Annotated in this window: 17 protein-coding genes and 1 tRNA gene; 12 read left to right on the top strand and 6 right to left on the bottom strand. The window is 66.9% G+C overall.

The annotated features are described in order from the left end of the window. Window positions 1–9 precede the first annotated feature (9 nt). Together C8J42_RS11430 and folK are read right to left on the bottom strand one after the other, a co-directional pair. Window positions 10–85: transfer RNA gene (locus tag C8J42_RS11430), tRNA-Lys, on the bottom strand. A gap of 21 nt (window positions 86–106) precedes the next feature. Continuing rightward, on the bottom strand, window positions 107–616 hold the full coding sequence (folK, locus tag C8J42_RS11425) for a 2-amino-4-hydroxy-6-hydroxymethyldihydropteridine diphosphokinase (RefSeq protein WP_133020153.1): 510 nt from the start codon (window positions 614–616) through the stop codon (window positions 107–109). A gap of 22 nt (window positions 617–638) precedes the next feature. On the opposite strand from folK, the gene C8J42_RS11420 reads away from it, so the two are divergent. Continuing rightward, the gene (locus tag C8J42_RS11420) at window positions 639–1,373 is read left to right on the top strand and encodes a uracil-DNA glycosylase (RefSeq protein ID WP_133020152.1); all 735 of its coding nucleotides are present in this window, start codon (window positions 639–641) and stop codon (window positions 1,371–1,373) included. Window positions 1,374–1,513: 140 nt separating this feature from the next. Here the strand turns inward: C8J42_RS11420 and C8J42_RS11415 are convergent, their stop codons facing one another. Beyond that, the gene (locus C8J42_RS11415; RefSeq protein ID WP_133020151.1) at window positions 1,514–2,728 is read right to left on the bottom strand and encodes a UbiH/UbiF/VisC/COQ6 family ubiquinone biosynthesis hydroxylase; all 1,215 of its coding nucleotides are present in this window, start codon (window positions 2,726–2,728) and stop codon (window positions 1,514–1,516) included. A gap of 143 nt (window positions 2,729–2,871) precedes the next feature. On the opposite strand from C8J42_RS11415, the gene C8J42_RS11410 reads away from it, so the two are divergent. The 6 genes from C8J42_RS11410 to C8J42_RS20120 all read left to right on the top strand — a co-directional run bounded on the left by C8J42_RS11410 (window position 2,872) and on the right by C8J42_RS20120 (window position 10,179). Then, window positions 2,872–5,184: a DNA translocase FtsK gene (locus C8J42_RS11410; RefSeq protein ID WP_133020150.1), complete on the top strand. Its 2,313-nt coding sequence runs from the start codon at window positions 2,872–2,874 to the stop codon at window positions 5,182–5,184. A gap of 256 nt (window positions 5,185–5,440) precedes the next feature. Beyond that, entirely contained in the window at window positions 5,441–6,796 is a 1,356-nt protein-coding gene (locus C8J42_RS11405) for a carbohydrate porin (RefSeq protein WP_243644324.1), read from the top strand. An 82-nt stretch (window positions 6,797–6,878) separates the two neighbouring features. Further along, entirely contained in the window at window positions 6,879–7,508 is a 630-nt protein-coding gene (locus C8J42_RS11400; protein ID WP_133020149.1) for an outer membrane lipoprotein carrier protein LolA, read from the top strand. A 336-nt stretch (window positions 7,509–7,844) separates the two neighbouring features. Beyond that, on the top strand, window positions 7,845–8,627 hold the full coding sequence (locus tag C8J42_RS11395; RefSeq protein WP_133020454.1) for an exodeoxyribonuclease III: 783 nt from the start codon (window positions 7,845–7,847) through the stop codon (window positions 8,625–8,627). Then, on the top strand, window positions 8,624–9,670 hold the full coding sequence (gene ribA / locus C8J42_RS11390) for a GTP cyclohydrolase II (protein WP_133020148.1): 1,047 nt from the start codon (window positions 8,624–8,626) through the stop codon (window positions 9,668–9,670). The genes C8J42_RS11395 and ribA overlap by 4 nt, the downstream gene beginning before the upstream one ends. Window positions 9,671–9,699: 29 nt before the next feature. Further along, complete coding sequence (locus C8J42_RS20120; RefSeq protein ID WP_165895478.1) at window positions 9,700–10,179, top strand: YdcF family protein; 480 nt, start codon at window positions 9,700–9,702, stop codon at window positions 10,177–10,179. 209 nt (window positions 10,180–10,388) lie between these two features. Here C8J42_RS20120 and C8J42_RS11380 read toward each other — a convergent pair whose 3' ends face one another. Beyond that, window positions 10,389–11,069 carry an HAD family phosphatase gene (locus C8J42_RS11380; RefSeq protein ID WP_133020146.1) on the bottom strand — a complete coding sequence of 227 codons (681 nt, stop codon included), beginning with the start codon at window positions 11,067–11,069 and terminating at the stop codon, window positions 10,389–10,391. After that, window positions 11,066–11,740 carry a YggS family pyridoxal phosphate-dependent enzyme gene (locus tag C8J42_RS11375; RefSeq protein WP_133020145.1) on the bottom strand — a complete coding sequence of 225 codons (675 nt, stop codon included), beginning with the start codon at window positions 11,738–11,740 and terminating at the stop codon, window positions 11,066–11,068. Before C8J42_RS11375 ends, C8J42_RS11380 begins: the two co-directional genes overlap by 4 nt. Window positions 11,741–11,798: 58 nt before the next feature. On the opposite strand from C8J42_RS11375, the gene C8J42_RS11370 reads away from it, so the two are divergent. Beyond that, complete coding sequence (locus tag C8J42_RS11370) at window positions 11,799–12,383, top strand: thiamine phosphate synthase (RefSeq protein WP_133020453.1); 585 nt, start codon at window positions 11,799–11,801, stop codon at window positions 12,381–12,383. Window positions 12,384–12,396: 13 nt separating this feature from the next. On the opposite strand, the gene C8J42_RS11365 is transcribed toward C8J42_RS11370, so the two are convergent. Continuing rightward, window positions 12,397–13,104 (bottom strand): hypothetical protein, encoded by a 708-nt coding sequence (locus C8J42_RS11365; protein ID WP_192976718.1) that lies wholly within the window; start codon window positions 13,102–13,104, stop codon window positions 12,397–12,399. Window positions 13,105–13,395: 291 nt separating this feature from the next. Here C8J42_RS11365 and C8J42_RS11360 point away from each other — a divergent pair, with 291 nt between their 5' ends. The 4 genes from C8J42_RS11360 to holA are packed head-to-tail and all read left to right on the top strand — an operon-like array spanning window position 13,396 to window position 18,063. Then, window positions 13,396–13,827 (top strand): DUF3576 domain-containing protein, encoded by a 432-nt coding sequence (locus C8J42_RS11360; RefSeq protein ID WP_056053843.1) that lies wholly within the window; start codon window positions 13,396–13,398, stop codon window positions 13,825–13,827. An 11-nt stretch (window positions 13,828–13,838) separates the two neighbouring features. Further along, window positions 13,839–16,520 carry a leucine--tRNA ligase gene (gene leuS / locus C8J42_RS11355; protein ID WP_133020144.1) on the top strand — a complete coding sequence of 894 codons (2,682 nt, stop codon included), beginning with the start codon at window positions 13,839–13,841 and terminating at the stop codon, window positions 16,518–16,520. Further along, the gene (lptE, locus tag C8J42_RS11350; protein WP_133020143.1) at window positions 16,517–17,047 is read left to right on the top strand and encodes an LPS assembly lipoprotein LptE; all 531 of its coding nucleotides are present in this window, start codon (window positions 16,517–16,519) and stop codon (window positions 17,045–17,047) included. The genes leuS and lptE overlap by 4 nt, the downstream gene beginning before the upstream one ends. Beyond that, the gene (holA, locus tag C8J42_RS11345) at window positions 17,044–18,063 is read left to right on the top strand and encodes a DNA polymerase III subunit delta (RefSeq protein WP_056053835.1); all 1,020 of its coding nucleotides are present in this window, start codon (window positions 17,044–17,046) and stop codon (window positions 18,061–18,063) included. The genes lptE and holA overlap by 4 nt, the downstream gene beginning before the upstream one ends. Window positions 18,064–18,117 lie beyond the last annotated feature (54 nt).

The raw sequence follows: 18,117 nt of genomic DNA, 5'->3' as shown, positions 1-18,117 counted from the left end.
AGGCATCGATGGTGGGTCCGCCGGGGCTCGAACCCGGGACCTCTCGATTAAAAGTCGCTTGCTCTACCAACTGAGCTACGGACCCCCGCCATCGTGGACCGCGCACCTAATCGCGTGGCCGCTTTCGGTCAACCGATTGCGCCAATTGCCGGATCGTTCGCCCGGTCAGCGGATCGCGCCAGTTCGGGATTAACCCTGCGAGGGGGCCGAGGACGAAACTGCGGGTGCGGAACGCGGCGTGCGGAACGGTGAGACCGGGCGACGACCACGCGCCGCCGGACCAGAGGATGATGTCGAGGTCGATGACGCGGCTGCCCCAGCGGCGGCCGGGGCGGCGGCCGAACGCGCGTTCGATCCGTTTGAGGCGGACCAGCAGCGCGGCGGGGTCCTCCTGCGTTTCGATCAGCGCGACGGCGTTGGCGTAGCGGCGGTTCGAAGGGCCAAGCGGTGCGCTGGCGACGGTCGGCGATCGTGCGACGACAGTGCCGAGCGTCTCCAAAGCGGCGGCGATCTCGCGCTCGGGGCTCCCGTGACGGCCGCGGCGGTTGGAGCCGAGCGCGATCGCGTAGGTGGTGGCGGCCTGCGCGATCGTCGGGTGCGGGGTTGCAGGCGACATTTGGTCCGCCTAGCGCAATCCCATGGATTCCACACCTTACACCAACGAGCTTCCCGAAACCGTCGAAGAGACCGGCGACGTCGACGTCACAACCGTCTTCGCGCCTGTCTCCGCGTTGCCCGAGACCGAGCCGCCGCATGACTGCCCGCTCTGCCCTCGCCTCGTCGCGGTGCGCGAGCAGCTGCGCACCGAGTTCCCGACCTGGTGGAACGCGCCGGTCCCTGCGTTCGGCGATCCCGCGGCGTGGCTCGGCATCATCGGCCTCGCGCCGGGCAAGCATGGCGCGAACCGAACGGGCCGCGCGTTCACCGGCGATTATGCGGGGCAGTTCCTGTACGAGACGCTCGGGCGGTTCGGGCTTGCGACCGGGACATATGGTGCGAAGGCCGAGGACGGGCTGGCGCTGGACGGCGCGATCATCCTCAACGCGGTGAAGTGCCTGCCGCCCGAGAACAAGCCGACGCCGGAGGAAATCCGCACCTGCCGGCCGTTCCTCGAGACGCAGGCGGATGCGGTGCCGACCGCGCGGGTGTTCGTGGCGCTGGGGCATATCGCGCATCAGTCGGCGGTGAAGATGCTCGGCGGTCGGTTGCCGAAAGCGCGCTTTGCCCACGGCGCGGAGCATGTGATGCCCGACGGCCGCATCCTGATCGATAGCTTCCACTGCTCACGCTACAACGTGAATACCGGTGTGCTGACGGCGGAAATGTTCGACGCGGTGTTTGCGCGGGCGCTGGAGTTACGTGGGGCGGTTTGAAACGCTCACCGGACTCCGGCCCCCAATACGGTCAGTGCCTCTCGCGGTAGAACAGACGCATTTTCCGGTGGAGGCCGGGGTCCAATTGGCGAGATCGTCGTGACAGAGCGCTGCCGCTTATGAGCGGCAGATCGCCTGTCTCAGATCTTGAGACCCTGCAAAAGCTTTGGCAGGTCACCCGATTCACCGCGTGCTTCGGCCATGAAGCGGTCCTTCAGCGGCGGGATCGCATTGACCGCGCTGATGCCGAAACGACGCACGGCGCTGGCGGTCTTGCCAGGGAGACCGAACAGGCGAGTGAGCGTGTCGGTGGCGGCGGCGGTCATGAACGTGTCGAGCCCGCGCCAGCGCTGGTAGCGCGCAAGCAGCGCCGCATCGCCGAGATCGAGGCCGAGACGCTTGCCCTCGACCAGCACTTCGGCGAGCGTCGCGACGTCGCGGAAGCCAAGGTTGAGGCCCTGCCCGGCGATCGGGTGGATGCCGTGGCCGGCGTCGCCGACCAATGCGAGCCGCTGGTCGGTGATGCGCGCGGCGTGGTGGAAGCCGAGCGGGTAGCTTGACCGCGGTGTCGCCATCGACAGCCTGCCGAGGAAGCCGCCCATGCTCTTTTCCGCTTCGGCGAGGAACGCGCGGTCGCCGAGCTTCAGCATGCCGAGTGCGTTCTTCGCGTCGACCGTCCAGACGATCGCCGAGCGATGGCCATCGGCGTCATCCGGCAGCGGGAGCAGCGCGAACGGGCCGCTCGCGTAGAAGATCTCGTACGCGACATCCTCGTGCGAACGCTCGTGGTGGAACGCGGCGATGATCGCGGTGTGCTCGTACGACCAGCGCGCGATCGTGATCCCGGCGGCCTCGCGCGTCGGCGAATTGCGGCCCTCCGCGGCGATCAACAGCGGCGCGCGAATGACGTCGCCCGAGTCCAGCGTGGCGGTGACGCCCGATTCGGCACGGTCGACCGACGTAGCGCGAGTCTGCATGCGGAGGTCAACATGCGGCGCGGCGGTTGCGGCGTCGAACAGCGTGCGGCGGAGCAGCTTGTTCTCGTACATCGTGCCGAGCGCGCCATCGTCCGCGGCGGGGACAAAATCGAGCGCGCCGGGTTCGAGGCCGTCGCTGACCCGAATCTGGCGGATGGCACACCCCTGCCCTGCCAGCGTTGCACCGATCCCGATCGCGTCGAGCATGCGGTGGCTCGCGCTCGCGACTGCCGAGGCACGGCCATCGAAGCCGGGCGCCAGCGTCACCGCGGGGTCGGCGGGATCGATCACGATCGTCGAGATGCCGTGCACGTCGAGCGCCACGGCGAGCGTCGCGCCGACCAGCCCGCCACCGAGGATGATTACATCTGTGTCCATGCCGCCGCTTTATCCCGACCGCGGGTCGCTGCCAACGACGTTCCCGACGCGGTTTAACCCGTGTTGCAGCGCGGTTATCTTGACGTTGACGCTGCCGGGGACGATGCATTTCTCTATTGTAGAGAATTTGGAGAATACGGGTCATGGCCAGCCGCGCGCAGCCAGCCTTGTGGCGTGAGACGGTGAAGGCGGGCGCCGTCCGCAGCGGCGCGCTGATCGCGGCGATCGCGTTGTTCGTCGGCACGCTATTGATGGCGCTGGCGCTGGCGAGCTATCACCCGAGCGACCCCGCGCTCAACACCGCATCGGGCGGCGACCCTGCCAACCTGGTCGGGCCGCCGGGCGCGTGGTTCGCGGATATCGCGCTCACGCTGTTCGGACCCGCGGTCGCGTTGCTGCTGCCGATCGGACCGATTCTGGGCATGCGACTGTGGCGCGACGCGCCGCTCGGGCATTGGCTGCGGATGGTACGCGGGGCGGCGATCGGCGTCGCGCTGATGGCGAGCGCACTGGCATTCGTATCGGGCACATCGGTGCTGGCGCTTCCCGCCGGATGGGGTGGCGTGATCGGCCTGTCGGTCTCCAGCGCGGTGCATTGGGCATTGAGCTTCATCGGCCAGCCGGTCGCCGAGCTGTGGTCCGCGCGCGCAATCGGGCTGGTCGCGGCAATTGCGGGCGCGATCGTCTGGGGCAAGAGCATCGAGATCGATCTCGGCGAGCGCAAATGGCGCCTTCCCCGCCGCAATCGGACCGAGGCGCTCGGCTATGACGGCTTTGCGGAGATCGACGAGGACGACGACGAGCCGCTGACGCTGACCCGCAAACCGGTCGAGCCCCGCGCGGTCGCCGAGCCCGACCCGCGCCCTGCCCCCGTCATCGCGGACCGCCAGAACGCGCCGTCGCAGGCCAAGCCCAAGGAGCGCCAGTCGTCGCTCGACCTGCGCGACAATTTCACGCTGCCGAGCCTCGACCTGCTGACCCCCTCCCCGCCTAGCCAGGGCAATGTGATCGACAAGGCCGGCCTCGAACGCAACGCGCGGCTGCTCGAGAACGTGCTCGACGATTTCCACGTAAAGGGATCGATCATCGAAGTGCGGCCGGGCCCGGTCGTGACGATGTACGAACTCGAACCCGCGCCCGGCATCAAGGCCAGCCGCGTGATCGCACTCGCCGACGATATCGCCCGCAACATGTCCGCGATTTCCGCGCGCGTCGCGGTGATCCCGGGACGCAACGTGATCGGCATCGAGCTGCCCAATGCGCGGCGCGAAGCGGTCAGCTTGCACGAACTCGTCGGCAGCCAGACGTTCGAGGACCAGTCGGCGCAGTTGCCGATCATCCTGGGCAAGAACATCGCGGGCGATTCGGTGATCGCCGATCTCGCGCCGATGCCGCATCTGCTGGTCGCGGGTACCACCGGTTCGGGCAAGTCGGTCGGGCTGAACAGCATGATCCTGTCGCTGCTCTACAAGCTGACGCCGAACCAGTGCCGGATGATCATGATCGATCCGAAGATGCTCGAACTGAGCATGTACGACGACATTCCGCATCTGCTGTCGCCGGTCGTGACCGATCCGGCCAAGGCCGTGCGCGCGCTGAAATGGGCGGTCGAGACGATGGAGGATCGCTATCGCCAGATGTCCTCCGTCGGCGTGCGCAGCCTCGCGGGTTTCAACGACAAGGTGCGCGGCGCGAAGGCCAAGGGCCAGCCGCTCGGACGGAAAGTGCAGACCGGCTATCATCCCGACACCGGCGCGCCGATGTACGAGGAGGAGAAGCTCGAATACGACGTCCTGCCGCAGATCGTGGTGATCGTCGACGAGCTCGCCGACCTGATGATGACCGCGGGCAAGGAGGTCGAGTTCCTCATCCAGCGGCTCGCGCAGAAGGCACGTGCGGCAGGCATCCACCTGATCATGGCGACGCAGCGGCCGTCGGTCGACGTCATCACCGGCGTCATCAAGGCCAACCTGCCGACCCGGATCAGCTTCCATGTCACCTCGAAGATCGATTCGCGCACCATCCTCGGCGAACAGGGCGCGGAGCAGCTGCTCGGCAAGGGCGACATGCTCTACATGCCCGGCGGCAAGGGCATCGTCCGCGTTCACGGGCCGTTCGTGACCGACGACGAGGTGCGGCTGGTGGCGGATCACTGGCGCTCGCAGGGGCTGCCGGATTACATCTCGTCGGTGACCGAGGAGCCCGAGGAGAGCTTCGCGCTGGAGGGCTCGCCGACGGGTGAGGATTCGGCGGAGGACCAGCAATATCGCCAGGCGATCCAGCTGGTCTGCGAGTCGCAAAAGGCATCGACCTCGTGGCTCCAGCGGCAGTTGCGAATCGGCTACAACTCGGCCGCGCGGTTGATCGAGCGGATGGAGAAAGACGGCATCGTCGGCCGCCCGGATCACGTCGGCCGCCGCGAAGTGCTGCGCGATACCGAGGGGCATGCGATCTAGCGATAATTGCGATCCTCCCCCGCCAGGGGGAGGTGGCTGGCACTTGCCAGACGGAGGGGGAGGCACGCGAACACCTCGGCTCCGTGCCTCCCCCTCCGTCACCTGCGGTGCCACCTCCCCCTGGCGGGGGAGGATTCCTGGAGTCCCTTTGGCTTGTCGAGGGTTTCGGACTGCGAAGGCCCGGTATACGGGGTTGATACAAGTTACGAAAAACAGGTGCGTGATGGGGTATCGGCGGTTCTGTGCAGCGGCAGCGTTGACGCTCGCAATACCCGGTCAGGTCTCCGCGCAGGATACCGCCAAGCAGACCCCCGGCAGCAGCGCGACCGACACGCAGCACCGCCCGCGCTCCGGCGTGCGTCGCGACAGCGATCTATCGCCCTCCGCGCTGACCGCCGATACGCAGCGTACCCCGCCCCCAGGCCTGTTCGCCGACTGGTTCGATATCCGCAAACGCCTGGCCGATCGCGGCATAGGGCTCAGCGCGCGCTATGCCTCGGAAAGCGCGTATAATTTCTCCGGCGGCGACCGGAAACTGTTGCGCGAGACCGGCCAGTTCGACGTCGGCGTACTGCTCGATCTCGACAAGGTCGTCGGCCTCAGGGGCGGCGCGTTCCAGGCGACCGTCACCTACCGCCGTGGCCGCGATCTGGGTGCGGACGCCAATCTCGGCGTGCTGCAACAGGTGCAAGAAGTGTACGGCCGCGGCCAGACCGTCCGGCTGACGCAATTCTGGTACGAGCAAATGCTCGGCGAAAAGCTCGAACTGAAGATCGGCCGCACCAATCCGGGCGAGGATTTCGCGTCCTTCTCGTGCTATTTCCAGAACCTCAGCTTTTGCGGTGCGCCGCCGGGGAATCTGAATGGCGATTACTGGCAGAACTGGCCGGTCAGCCAATGGGGCGCGCGGCTCCGCTACGACGTCAACGATCACCTCACGCTGAAGACCGCCGCTTACGAGGTGAACCCGCGCAACCTCGAAAAGGACTTCGTGATCGGCCATTTCCACGGTGCGACCGGCGCGCTGATCCCGGTCGAGGCCGAATGGCGGCGCGGCGACGACGACGGCCGGGTCGGCGCGTACAAGGTCGGCGGTTGGGTCAACACCTCGAACGGCGACGACGTGTTTTACGACCTGAACCGCCGGCCGATCGCGATCACCGGACTCGAACCGCTCCGCCGCAGCGCGCGCTACGGGGTGTATCTCAACATCCAGCAACAGGTCACCGGCACGTCGAAAGACGGCAAGTCGGTTACCGGGCTCAGCGTGTTCCTCAACGCGACGCAGGCCGATCGCGCCACCTCGACCACCGACAACCAGATTGCCGCCGGGCTGTTCTACAAGGGGCTGGTGCCGTGGCGGCCGAACGACATCCTCGGCTTCGGCGTGGCGCGGACCAACGTGAACGGACGCGTGGCGAAGGGCCAGGAACTCGATCCGGCGCGGCCCGCGGTGCAGGATGCCGAATACGCGTCGGAGATCTATTACAGCGTGCATCCGACCAAGTGGCTCGAGTTGCGCCCGAACGTGCAGTTCATCCACAACCCCGGCGGCGTGCACGACGCGAACGACGTCGCGGTGCTCGGCCTGAAGGGCGCGATCACGCTGTAGTCCGCGCGCTCTGACGGAACTCGCCGAATTCAGTGGCGGTTCAAGCGCGGGCGGGCAACGGTCGCGCCTTGAGGAGATTTCGATGTTCAATACCCGCCCCGCGGTGATCGCGACGATCGCCGCTTTGTCCGTCGCCGCCGTGCCCTCCCCGATCGCCGCGCAGGCGACTGGTGACCTCGCCGCCGTGCAGAAGCACCTGCAATCGGTCGAGACGATGACCGCGAATTTCTCGCAGGCGGATCGCAACGGCAAGGTGCTGACCGGCGTGCTGACGCTGAAGAAGCCTGGCAAGCTGCGTTTCCAGTATGAAAAGGGCGTGCCGATCCTGATCGTTGCGGAGGGCGGCGCGCTCACCTTCATCGATTATTCGGTGAAGCAGGTGCAGCGCTGGCCGATCAAGAACTCGCCGCTCGGCGTGCTGCTCGATCCGACGCGCGACATTACACGCTATGCCAAACTCGTCCCCGGCTACGACCAGCGGATCGTGTCGGTCGAGGCGAACGATCCCAAGCACCCCGAATATGGCCGGATCACGCTGGTGTTCGTCCGCAACGCGAGCGCGCCGGGCGGGCTGATGCTGCAGGGCTGGGTCGCGCTCGACAGCCAGAACAACCGGACGACGATCCGCCTGACCAACCAGAAGTTCGGCGAACCTGTCAGCGACAACAGCTTCCGCTGGAACGATCCACGCCGCACGGGTGTAAGAAAATAACATAAAATTCGTGTCATTCATGCAAGCGACAGGTTCGGCCCCCTAGAGAGTGGCTCGCGGATGTGGGGCATTCGGGATTTTTCCCCCTGTTGCCCGGATGGTTTTCTCACCTCTCGCCTGCGTGACGAACGCTGAGTTGGCCCTCGCTCCATGCCCCCGGAGCGAGGGTCTTTCGCGTAGAGCGGCAGGCAAAAAGATTTTGCCTGACTCGCTCAAGCGCGGCCGACGGGCAAAGCCCGGTCGACGACAGCGGCTTTGCCGATGGCGCCTTCTCCCTTCTTCAAGGTCCGCACCCGCTTCCTTGTCCCCACCCCCCCGCAACGCTACATCGCGCCGGTGAAGATCGTCTCCTGGAACATCAACTCGGTCCGTTTTCGGATCGCCATCGTCGAACAGTTTCTGCGCGACGAGCAGCCCGACATCCTGTGCCTGCAGGAGACGAAGGTGATCGACGGCGACTTCCCGTTGGAGGCGTTCCGCGCGCTCGGCTACGAGCACATCGTCCTGCACGGCCAGCGCATGCACCATGGCGTCGCGATCCTCAGCCGGGTCCCGATCGTCGAGGACGACCGCTTCGACTGGCAGGCGAACAGCGAGGCGCGCCACATCGGCGTCCGGCTGGAGAACGGCGTACGGCTCGAGAACGTCTACGTCCCCGCTGGCGGCGATGTCCCCGACCGCGAGGTGAACCCCAAGTTCGGCCAGAAACTCGACTTCATCGAGCGCATGACGACCTGGTCGGAAACCCTCCCCGGCCCCACCATCCTGGTCGGCGACTTCAACATCGCCCCGCTCGAATCGGACGTCTGGAGCCACAAGCAGTTGCTCGACGTCGTCAGCCACACTCCCATTGAGGTCGAGGCGCTCGGCAAGTTGCAGGCGGCAGGCGACTGGGTCGATCTCGGCCGCCGCTTCCACCCTGCCCCCGCCCGCCTGTTCACCTGGTGGAGCTACCGCGCGAAGGATTGGGCAGCCTCGGACCGCGGTCGCCGGCTCGATCATATGTGGGCGACCGGTGCCGCCGCCGAAGCCGCGGTGTCGCACCACGTCTATGAGCGCTGCCGAAGCTGGCTGAAGCCGTCCGACCACGTCCCGATCATGACCGAGTTCGCGTTTTGAGTAATCCCCGCGCCGCCGCCCGCGCGGTCGATGCGCTCAGGCGCGGCTGGCCGATCGCGATCGACGGGCTTGTCCTGCTCGCAGTCGAGACAGCGGATGCCGAGCGGTTGGCCGCGTTCGATCCCGATGCGAACGGCGGTGTCTTGATCTCGTCGGGCCGCGCGGCAACGTTGAAGCTCGCGAACCAGATCGCGGCGGCGGATCCGACCGAGCCCGTGCTCGTCGATCGCGCCCCCTGGATCGACTTCGCCGCCGCGACCGCGTTGGCCGATCCGCAATTCGACCTAGCCACCCCCCTCAAGGGTCCGTTCCAGACGCTCCCGCTCGCCGATCCGGACGCGGCGGCAGCTGCCTTGCGCCTTGCCCGGATCGCGGGATTGCTGCCGGCCTTCTTCCTTGGCACCGGCGAGCCCGAAGTCCGCATAACCACCGCGGACATCGACGCACACGAGGACGCGAACCGACTGACGCTCGCGGCACGCGCACGCCTCCCCGTCGAGGGCGCGGAGGACGCGGAGATCGTCGCCTTCCGCAGCCCCGAAAGCGCGGACGAGCACATCGCGCTGCTGATCGGCCAGCCCAACGGCCAGCCGCCGCTCGTCCGCCTCCACAGCGAATGCCTGACGGGCGACGTGCTCGGCAGCCTCAAATGCGATTGCGGGCCGCAGTTGCACGCCGCGATCCACGCGATCCAGCATGGCGGCTGGGGGATCCTGCTCTATCTGCGGCAGGAAGGCCGCGGCATCGGGCTGGTCAACAAGCTGCGCGCGTATGCGTTGCAGGACCAGGGGTTCGACACGGTCGATGCGAACACGCGGCTCGGCTTCGCGGTCGATGCGCGCGATTTCGGGGTGGCGGCGCGGATGCTGACGCTGCTCGGCCAGCGCGAAATACGGTTGCTGACCAACAACCCCGCCAAGGTCGCCGGGCTCGAAGCCGCAGGCGTGACCGTGATCGAACGCGTACCGCATTTCCTCCCGTCGAACCCGCACAACGCGCAGTATCTCGCGACCAAGCGCGACCGCACGGGCCATCAGTTCTGACCGACATTCCACCCTCACGACGTTTGATCGTGGTGTTCGGCGCGGCCGTTCGTCCTGACGGCAGCCCGAGCCCGACGCTTGCCCGCCGCATCGCATTCGCAGCGGCCGCGGCGGCGCGCTACGTCGATGCGGACCTGTTCTGCTCGGGCGCAAAGGGCACGCATGGGCCTTCGGAAGCCTCGGTGATGGCGGATGTCCTGGCGGAAACGGTCGACCGGTCGCGAATCCATCTCGACGAAGCCAGCGTGGACACGTTGCAGAGCGTCGTCGCGGCGACGGCTTTCGCACGCGCGGGCCAGTATGCGCAGTGCATGATCTGCACCGACGGCTACCACCAGCCCCGCATCCGCATGCTGTTCGCGATGCTCGGCATGCCCGCGAGCGCGATCCACGTGCCGCATGGCGGGAGCCGGCGGTACCAGTTCAAGATGCGGTCGCGGGAAGCGGCGGCGATCCCGTATGATCTGGTCGCGGGGATCGGTGCGATCTGGCGGCGGAAGCGGAGTTAGCGGTTCTCCTGCGAACGCAGGAGCCCAGGGTACCGAGCCCAGTCCGTGGTTACCCTGGATTCCTGCATTCGCAGGAAAACGGGTTGTGGTGCCAATCCCCTCTCCGTCACCCCGGACTTGTTCCGGGGTCCACCGTGCCGCGTATCAACGGCGGATGGTCATGCGGAACGGTGGATGCCGGAACAAGCCCGGCATGACGGCGGGAACGGTCAGTTCGTCCCGATCAACTGCGCCACGTCGTCGAAGCTCTCCGCCAGCGCGTCGACACCGATCGCCTTAAGCCGAGCACCATGCTCCGCATTGCAATGCGACCCCGCCGACAAGCCGATGACGTAGCCCCCCGACGCCACCGCCCCAGTCGCCCCCACCGGCGAATCCTCGAGGATCGCCGTCCGCGCGATATCGACCCCAAGTTGCCGCGCCCCGAACAGATACAGATCAGGCGCCGGCTTGCCGTTCGTCACATGCTCACGCCCGCTATAGAGATGGTCGCCGAACGCATCGCGCAGGCCGATATGCTCCAGATGCCGCGCGATCCAAGCTACCGGGCTCGAAGACACAATCGCCTTGGGCAAATCGACAGGGAGCGAGCGGACGAACGCCACCGCGCCTTCGATCGCGTCGACGCCAGCCGCCATCGCACGCTCGTCCTCGGCCTTCCGCGCGGCGTAGAACTCCTCGGGGAGCGGCCGGTCGATCCAGCGCTCGATCGCATCGATAAACTGCGGCCCGGCGAGCCCCATGAAATTCGCCATCGAATCTTCGGCGCTGGTCGGGTGCCCCGCGGCGGTAAGCCATTCGGCGATGTGGCGGTTGCCGACGGCTTCGCTGTCGATCAGCACGCCGTCGAAATCGAATAGCAGCGCGTCGAACCGAACCGGTATGCTCATGCGTCCGTCCCCCGCGCGCCGAACAGCGCGCTGCCGATGCGGACATGAGTCGCGCCGATCGTCACGGCTGTTTCGAAGTCGTCGGACATGCCCATGCTGAGGCCAGTCAGCCCGTGATCGCGCGCGAGCTTTGCCAACAGCGCGAAATACGGCGCCGGTTCGATGTCAGCGGGCGGCAGGCACGTCAGCCCGGCGATCGGCAGGCCGGCAGCACGCGCCTGCTCCACCAGCGCGGGCAGGTCGGCGATCGCGCAGCCACCCTTTTGCGGTTCGTCGCCAATGTTGACCTGGAGGAAACAGTCCGGCCGACGATCGCTCGCCGCTATCGCCTTCCCCAGCGCGGTGACCAGCGACGGGCGATCGACCGCATGAATGCAGTCGAACAGCGCCACCGCCTCGGCCGCCTTGTTCGACTGAAGCTGGCCGATCAGATGCAGTTCGACGTCGGGATATGTCTCGCGCAACGCCGGCCATTTCTCGGACGCTTCCTGCACACGGTTTTCGCCGAATACCCGCTGGCCTTCGACGAGCAGCGGTTCGATCGCCTCGACCGGATGCGTCTTGGAGACCGCGATCAGCGTCACGTCGTCCGCGCGGCGATCCGCGATCTCGGCGGCCTTGGCGATCCGGGTGCGGATGGCCTGCAATTTGGTGGTGTCGTCAGCAATCATGCGGCGCGCTATAGGCAGCGGCGTGGCCCGTCGTAACCCCATTCCCGCGCGCTGGCTGATGACCGACGAGCGGATGGGCGACGCCTTGTGGCCTGCGCTCAGGCGATTGCCGCCGGGATCCGGCGTGGTGTTTCGGCATTATGCCACGCCCGAGCGAGATCGGCGGGCATTGCTGCGCCGGGTTAAGCGGATCGCACAGGCGCGCCGGCTGGTCGTCGTGGTGGCGGGAAAGCCTGTGATCGCGGCCGACGGCGTGCATGGTCGGGCAAAGACCCATGGGACCAGAACCTGGCCTGCGCATTCACGAGGTGAGGCCTTGGCCGGCAAGCACGCCGGGGCCGATGCGCTGTTCGTGTCGCCGATCCATCCCACCCGGTCGCACGACGGCACGCCGGGGATCGGTCCGGCGCAGGCTATGCGGATCGGACGCGGACTCGGGATACCAATGATCGCACTAGGCGGAATGACCGAGTCGCACTGGCGGCGCATCCAGCGTTTCGGCTTCCACGGCTGGGCCGCGATCGATGCCTGGATGCCTATAGTACGCCGTCATCCTGACGAAAGTCAGGATGACGGGAAGGGAGAGTTGCGCACCACCCCGATCCTGCTGGCCACGATCGGTCTCGATTCCCGACGAGCCTAGCTTCGTCGAACGCCTAGAAGCGGAAGGCGGTGCCCAGATACACGGCCTGGCTGTCGCGACGATCGTCATCGACCTTCACGAAGCGCTCGCGGTCCGACCGATACCGCACGCCCGCGGTCACCGCGAGGCTACGCGTCAGAGCGTAAGACCCGCCAAGATCGACCGAATAGCTCGGCGCGTCCTCGACAAGCCGCGGTGCGCTCGACAGCGGGCGATCCGCCGCAGCCTTCACCGTGCCGCTGAAGCGCTTGGCGCTATAGCTTACCGCAAGGTCAGCCGCCTCGCGCCCACCCGGCATCACACCGAGATCGAGCTTGTTCACGTCACCCGAGATCGCGAACCGCTTCCAGCCGACCGACATGCCGAGGTTGTACGCGATCGGCGCAATACCGACGGTCGGCGTGGTCGAAGCGAGGCTGGCCGTGTTCGCGACACCGCGGTTGGTCTGCGCCCGGACCGCAACGGTCACAGCGCGGTTATCCTGGCGCGTCTCGGCGGGCGTGAACTTGAAGCTGCCGGCGTCGAAGCCACCGCGCGCGAACATCGCGGCAAGGCGGGGGTCGGCGGCGGCCGGGGTAAACGATCCGATACCGCGAACCGCGGCGACGTTATGCTTGGCGATCCGGGCGGGCTGTTCGCTGGCGCCGAAGGCAGGCGCGACGATTGCGGCGGTGGCGACAAGCGCCCCGGCAACCACCCCAACTATTCCCCCACGCGTCATCACAACGAATCTGTCCTTCGAATCCCGTAATCGGATCCTGTTCAACCGCATCTAACATGAATTGATCCACAGCAAAGGCCGCAGAACCGCCCATTCCCACCCTTTGTCGCCGAATTGTCGGACAGTGTTGCAATCAGCACACAGATCGCTGCGATAGCGCTACCGAATCGGTTGCTCTCCCAGTCGGGGCAGCCCCCCGCGCATACGCTCGTCGCGCACGCCGGCGTCTGCTTGCGGGCGCGCGGGCTCGCCTGTAGAGCAAGGGCTGATTTTCTTGCCAGGATGATGCCCATGTTCCGCCGCTCGCGTATCGCAGTCGTGCTGTTTGCCCTGCCTCTCGTCGCTTGCGGCGGCGGATCGGCGCGTCCCAAGGCGGATCTCGCCGCGTCGAAGATCACCACGATCGGCGTCAACAGCTACCTGTGGCGCGCGAGCCTCGACACGCTGGGCTTCATGCCGCTGCTGCAGACCGACTCCAACGGCGGCGTGATCGTCACCGACTGGTACATCAATCCGCAGACCCCGACCGAGCGCATGAAGGTCACCGTCTCGATCCTCGACCAGGATCTGCGCGCCGATGCGCTGCGCGTCGCCGCCCTCCGCGAAGTCAACCGCAATGGCCAGTGGGTCTCGTCGCCGGTCCAGGCCGCGACCACGCAGAAGCTCGAGGACATTATCCTGACCAAGGCCCGCGACCTGCGCCGCGCCTCGATCGCGGGCTGAGGACTGATATAATGGCGTCGCGTTTCAATGCGTTGAAGGCGGACGCGGCGTGGCAGAAAATCTGGGACGAGCGCAAGACGTTCGCCGCGGACGACCTGTCGACCAAGCCGCGTTCGTACGTGCTCGAGATGTTCCCCTATCCGTCGGGGCGCATCCACATGGGGCATGTCCGGAACTACACGATGGGCGACGTGCTCGCGCGGTTCCGTCGGATGAAAGGCATGGAAGTGCTCCATCCGATGGGCTGGGACGCGTTCGGCATGCCCGCCGAAAACGCGGCGATGGAAAAGGGCGTGCACCCGGGTACCTGGACGCGCGCCAACATCGCGACGATGAAGGCGCAGTTGAAGCGGCTGGGCTTCGCGCTCGACTGGACGCGCGAGCTTGCGACCTGCGAGCCTGAATATTACGGCCACGAGCAGGCGCTGTTCCTCGACCTCTTCGCGGCCGGCCTCGTGTACCGCAAGGAATCGGCGGTCAACTGGGACCCGGTCGACATGACCGTGCTCGCCAACGAGCAGGTGATCGACGGTCGTGGCTGGCGTTCGGGCGCGCTGGTCGAGCGGCGGAAGCTGTCGCAGTGGTTCCTGAAGATCACCGACTTCGCCGACGAGCTGGTCGACGGCCTCGGCGCGCTCGAGCATTGGCCCGACAAGGTCAAGTTGATGCAGGAAAACTGGATCGGCCGCAGCCAGGGCCTGCAGTTCAAGTTCGACCTCACTGCTCCCTTCCCGCTCGCGGGAGGGGTCGGGGGAGGGCCTGACACGAACACTACGGCAGCGTCCGAGGATGCCTCCCCTCCCCTGACCCCTCCCGCAAGCGGAAGGGGAATAGACAGCGTCGAGGTCTTCACCACGCGCCCCGACACGATGTTCGGCTCCAGCTTCGTCGCGGTCGCCGCGGATCACCCGATCGCGCGCGCCATCGCCGAGACGAACCCCGACGCCGCGGCCTTCATCGAGCTCTGCAAGCGCGGCGGCACCACCGCGGCGGAACTCGATACGCAGGAAAAGCTCGGCTTCGACACCGGCATCCGCGCGGTGCATCCGCTCGACAAGACGTGGCACCTCCCCGTCTACATCGCGAACTTCGTGCTGATGGAATACGGCACCGGCGCGGTGTTCGGCGTGCCAGCGCACGACCAGCGCGATCTCGATTTCGCGCGCAAATACGACCTGCCCGTCAAGCGCGTCGTCAGCGAAGGCGATGACGAAGCCCCCGTGTTCGTCGGCGACATCGCCTGGACCGGCGCCGGCACGATCGTGAACTCGCATTTCCTCGACGGTATGGACATCGAGGACGCCAAGCGCGTCGTGATCGAGCGCGCCGAGAGCGAAGGCTGGGGCAAAGGCACGACCGTGTTCCGCCTGCGCGACTGGGGCGTCAGCCGCCAGCGCTACTGGGGCACGCCGATCCCGATCATCCACTGCGACGCATGCGGCGCGGTGCCCGTGCCCAAGGACCAACTGCCGATCGTCCTGCCCGAGGACGTCAGCTTCGACATCCCCGGCAACCCGCTCGATCGCCATCCGACCTGGAAGCACGTCCCCTGCCCGTCCTGCGCAGGCCCTGCCCGACGCGAGACCGATACGCTCGACACGTTCGTCGATTCGTCGTGGTATTTCATCCGCTTCGCCAGCCAGCCGGACGCCAAGCCGTTCGACCGGTCGGGCGCGGAGAAGTGGCTGCCGGTCAACCAGTATATCGGCGGCGTCGAGCACGCGATCCTGCACCTGCTCTACGCCCGCTTCTGGACGCGCGCGCTGAAGCATATCGGCATGCTCGACATCGCCGAGCCGTTCGCCGGGCTGTTCACGCAAGGCATGGTCACGCACGAGACGTATAGCCGAGGCGACGCCGGCGACGCGCAGCCGGAGTCCGACACCGACGACGACGATTCGAGCGACGCGCCGGTGAAGACGAAGTGGCTGTCTCCCGACGAGGTCCACAAGACCGATGCAGGGTATATCGAGATCGCGACCGGTGGCCCCGTGACGGTCGGTCGCGTGACGAAGATGTCGAAGTCGAAGAAGAACACGGTCGATCCCGAGCCGATCGTCGACCAGTATGGCGCCGACGCGGTGCGCTGGTTCGTGCTCTCCGACTCGCCCCCCGAACGCGATCTCCCGTGGAGCGAATCCGGCATCGAAGGCGCGTGGCGGTTCGTCCAGCGTCTCTGGCGCCTGATTGAGTCCGACGACGCCGCCAAGGCCGAGGGCGACGACATCGCCTTGCGCAAACTCTGCCACCGCACAACGGTAGGTATTGAGAGCGATATCAACGCCTTGCAGTTCAACAAGTCCGTCGCACGGCTCTACAGCTTGTGCAGCGCGATCGAGAAGGCCGCGCCCTCCGCAGACCGTGAACAGGCGATCCGCACGTTGCTGCTGCTCGTCAGCCCGATGGTCCCGCACGTCGCCGAAGAAGCCTGGGCGACCGCGGGCAATGACGGCCTGATCGCCGACGCCGCCTGGCCGATCGTCGATCCGGCGATGCTGGTCGATGACGAGGTGACCATCGCGGTGCAGGTCAACGGCAAGCTGCGCGACACGCTCGTCTTCCCCAAGGGCGCACCGAAGGACGAGGTCGAAGCCGCCGCGCTCGCCTCCGAAAAGATCGTCCGCCTGCTCGAGGGCAAGCCGCCCCGGAAAGTGATCGTCGTGCCCGACCGTCTCGTGAACATCGTCGCATGAAGCGCTTAGCGATCCTCGGCGCGCTCGCGCTGGCCCCCGCGCTGTCGGGCTGCGGCCTTCACCCGCTCTATGCAGGCGGAAGCAGCGGCCCAGTCGCGGGTGCGCTCGGCCAGGTCGAGATCGCACCGATCGCGGGCAAGAACGGCTGGCTGATGGCAACCGCGCTGCGCGATCGCCTGCCCTCGAACGGCGCACCCGCGCTCTACCGGATCGACATCCGCCTCGACGACTCGATCAGCGGCCTCGGCGTGCGCACCGACGACAGTGTCTCGCGCGAACGCCGCACGTTGCGCGCACGCTATCAGCTCGTCCGGATCGGCGACAATTCGGTGTTGCTCGACGCGACCGCCGGCTCCGACGCCGGCATCGACGTCGTCCGCTCGGAATATGCGACGATCGCCGCCGAGAACACCGCACTCGAACGCCTGTCGCAGATCGTCGCCGACCAGATCGTCGCGCGCGTTGCGCTGTATGCACGCAACACGCCTGCGGTCGCCGCGGCGCAGGCCACTTCGCCCGCCAAGTGAAGGCCAGCGCCGGCCAGATCCGCGGTGCGCTGGCCAAACCGGGCGGCGACATACGCCTGTACCTGCTCCACGGCCCCGACGAGGCCGGCGCGAGCGACCTCGCCCGCGTACTCGCCAAGGCGATGGGCGCGGATGCCGAACGCGTCGATCTCGACGGCTCGACGCTGAAAAGCGACCCCGGCCGGCTGACCGACGAAGCCGCCTCGCTATCGTTGTTCGCCGGGGCCCGGTTCGTCCGCGTCGCGTCGGCCGGCGAGGAAAGCCTCGAAGCCTTTACCAACCTCCTCGCGGCCGAACGCGTCGGCAACCCGGTCGTCGCGATCGCCCCCACCGTCAAATCGACCGCCAAGATCGTCAAGCTCGCGATCGACTCCCCACGCGCGATGGCGTTCGCCTGCTACGCCCCGACCGCGCAGGACGCCGAACGCCTCGCGACGACGATCGCCAACGAGAACGGCCTACGCCCAGCACCCGGCGTCGCCCGCCGCCTCGTGGATACGACCGGCGGCGACCGCGCCGTCATTTCGCGAGAGATCGAGAAGCTCGCGCTATACCTCGACGCCGCCCCCGATCGGCCTGCGGACCTCGACCACCACGCACTCGATGCGGTCGGCGCGGACCTAGGCGATGCGGAAATGAGCCGCGCGATCGACGCCGTAATCGAAGGCCGGGTCGACGATCTCGGCGCCGAACTCGCCGTGCTCGAAGAAGCCGGCACCTCGCCGATCCCCTGGCTCCGCCAACTCGTCCGCCGCCTGATTGCGCTCGCCGACATGCGCGGCGAAATCGACCGCGGCGAAGCGGTCGACGCGGTCATGAAACGCCACCGCGTGTTCTTCAAGGAAGAGGCCAGCACCGCGCGGTCCTTGCGGCGCTGGTCACCAGTAATGCTCGCCACCGCGATCCAGCGCGTCCGAACCGCCGAGCGGGCAATCATGGCGTCGGGGAATGCTGGCGGTGTGGTGGCGGAGGCAGCGGTGGTGGCGCTATCCCAAGCGATCGCCCGGCGAAACTAACGCATACGCCCCCCCCGTTCGTGCTGAGTAGAGACCGAGTAGCTCCGTCAGGAG

Origin of the sequence: Sphingomonas sp. PP-CE-1A-559 (genome assembly GCF_004340965.1) — a bacterium.
GTDB lineage: Bacteria > Pseudomonadota > Alphaproteobacteria > Sphingomonadales > Sphingomonadaceae > Sphingomonas.
Note: the sequence above shows the minus strand (reverse complement) of the source record. Positions and strands in the feature narration are given on the sequence as shown.

Coding starts and splice junctions, on each gene's coding strand:
- C8J42_RS11380 (WP_133020146.1), bottom strand. CDS start 11,069: ATGAGCATACCGGTTCGGTTCGACGCGCTGCTATTCGATTTCGACGGC.
- C8J42_RS11400 (WP_133020149.1), top strand. CDS start 6,879: ATGTTCAATACCCGCCCCGCGGTGATCGCGACGATCGCCGCTTTGTCC.
- C8J42_RS11375 (WP_133020145.1), bottom strand. CDS start 11,740: ATGATTGCTGACGACACCACCAAATTGCAGGCCATCCGCACCCGGATC.
- C8J42_RS11370 (WP_133020453.1), top strand. CDS start 11,799: ATGACCGACGAGCGGATGGGCGACGCCTTGTGGCCTGCGCTCAGGCGA.
- C8J42_RS11360 (WP_056053843.1), top strand. CDS start 13,396: ATGTTCCGCCGCTCGCGTATCGCAGTCGTGCTGTTTGCCCTGCCTCTC.
- leuS (WP_133020144.1), top strand. CDS start 13,839: ATGGCGTCGCGTTTCAATGCGTTGAAGGCGGACGCGGCGTGGCAGAAA.
- C8J42_RS11410 (WP_133020150.1), top strand. CDS start 2,872: ATGGCCAGCCGCGCGCAGCCAGCCTTGTGGCGTGAGACGGTGAAGGCG.
- C8J42_RS11415 (WP_133020151.1), bottom strand. CDS start 2,728: ATGGACACAGATGTAATCATCCTCGGTGGCGGGCTGGTCGGCGCGACG.
- lptE (WP_133020143.1), top strand. CDS start 16,517: ATGAAGCGCTTAGCGATCCTCGGCGCGCTCGCGCTGGCCCCCGCGCTG.
- folK (WP_133020153.1), bottom strand. CDS start 616: ATGTCGCCTGCAACCCCGCACCCGACGATCGCGCAGGCCGCCACCACC.
- C8J42_RS11420 (WP_133020152.1), top strand. CDS start 639: ATGGATTCCACACCTTACACCAACGAGCTTCCCGAAACCGTCGAAGAG.
- C8J42_RS11365 (WP_192976718.1), bottom strand. CDS start 13,104: ATGACGCGTGGGGGAATAGTTGGGGTGGTTGCCGGGGCGCTTGTCGCC.